The sequence below is a fragment of the Candidatus Symbiopectobacterium sp. NZEC135 genome (assembly GCF_025962695.1).
Genome location: NZ_JAGFPF010000324.1, coordinates 1 through 1,777, shown reverse-complemented (window position 1 = coordinate 1,777; position 1,777 = coordinate 1). Strand labels below are relative to the sequence as shown.

The following is a 1,777-nucleotide window of genomic DNA, read 5'->3' as shown; positions in this document are numbered from 1 at the left end:
CAGCTTTCCCACTAGTGGGATATCTTTGAGCAATGGAATACCAGCACCACGCAGCTCATCCTGTTCGCGACTGTAACCGCCAATCAACAGGCTGTAGCCCATCGGAACACGGGCTGTGGTACTGATTTGCGTATTGTTCACAACGGGCAACGTATCAATACTCTCCGTGACGCCATTAACTTGCGGTATTTTTCCATCCTGGATATTGAGTATCATCTCAATTTCCTGGCTTTGTTTCCCTAAACGAGGAATAACACTGATCATCGTGCCAAATGTCACTTTCTCTAATGATGAGTAACGTTCTCCCAATAATCGGGTATAGAAACTGCTATTATTATCAAACAACGCTGGGACATTTTCCTGGGTAAGAAGCTCTGGCCGAGAAACCACTTGTGCATTTCCCTTCTCAACCAGCGCACTGACTTTTGTTAGAAAATTCATACTATTGGTTGGATTCAATGCGCTTGTAGCGCCATTAAAATTAATACCAACATTTCCTATACTTGCCTGACCTTGCCACGCTACCCCTAAGGTTTCTACATCATTTTTCGAGATGTCGATAATCCAGAGTGAAAGTTGGATTTGCTGTTTGGCAATATCTATCGCACGAATAATATCGTCCACAAAGGCAACCTGTTTTTCACTACCCTGGATCAGTAAACTATTGGTATCGGTATACGCAACAATATTTATTGCATTACCCTCCACGCCGTTGAATGCCTCATCTTGACGGGGTCGCTGGCTATAATTGTCTCCTGTTGACGGAAGTAGGTTTCTCATTTGGCGAATATATCCACCATCCTGGGTGTAGCGCATGTCATTTTCAATGGCATCTGGCTCACCAGATAGCGTTATATTGGCACTATTATGACTCTTCCTGCTGTTGAGCAATTGATTGAGTACCGTCGCCACCCCCGGAATAGTGATTGGCGTATCTCGCAGTGAATATGCCCGATCGTTAACAAAGGTATTTTTCAACTTGATTACCCTGATAACGTTCTCTCCAGCACCTGGCTGAGAGTAGGTACTATCAATATACTTTGCCGCTGCTGCCACGAGTTCAACATAAACGGGCGGTCCCGATAGATAAAACGAACCGGAACCACTGTGAGACCGCGGTGGGAAACGATCGTCATATAATCCCGTCGATTGTAAGTAGGCCTCCAGGCGATTAAACGAAGCATAGGCCAGCTTGATTACGCGGCTCTGCATCTCATTGACATCGTAGACATAAATCGAACTGCCATCGTCATACCAGATCAAGGCTATACGGGCCGATAACATATTTAATAACTGGCGCGGGTTCGTCAAATCAAAATTACCTGAAATACGTTTTTTAGCAGCTTCCACGCTGACAATAACAGGTTTTTTCAATACCCCACCGAGCACATAAAAAAGTTGCTGGACGCTATTATTATTAGCAACATACGTCGTTGTGTTATCAGCTGAAAAAGCGTCCCTGCTGTTTATTTCATCATTCTGTGTCATGCTCTCTATCGGCAACGCACCCGATACAGGAAAAACCATGCTGATTCCTATAACAACCCCTAGTAGATAAAAATCCATTTTACCTATTCTATTCATTCAGAAAGCCTTCCAAATTTTTGAATTCCCTTGGGGTTATACCAAAAAGTGTTTTGATTTCCGTGGAGAAATGAGATGATGATGCATAACCGTTATTCCAGGCCACGGTAGCAATCGACTCATCATTCTCAATCAGTTGCAGCGCACTGTAGGCAGCTCGCCACACTCTGAGCTGTTTTTTCGGTCCACAGGT

General features: G+C 44.2%; 2 protein-coding genes. Both read right to left on the bottom strand.

Going from position 1 to position 1,777, the window contains the following annotated elements:
* A partial coding sequence (gene sctC / locus J5224_RS26450; RefSeq protein ID WP_264628144.1) for a type III secretion system outer membrane ring subunit SctC occupies positions 1-1,584 on the bottom strand: 1,584 nt, incomplete at its 3' end.
* The coding region (locus J5224_RS26445; RefSeq protein ID WP_264628143.1) for a helix-turn-helix domain-containing protein at positions 1,577-1,777 on the bottom strand (201 nt) is incomplete at its 5' end. The genes sctC and J5224_RS26445, both read right to left, overlap by 8 nt.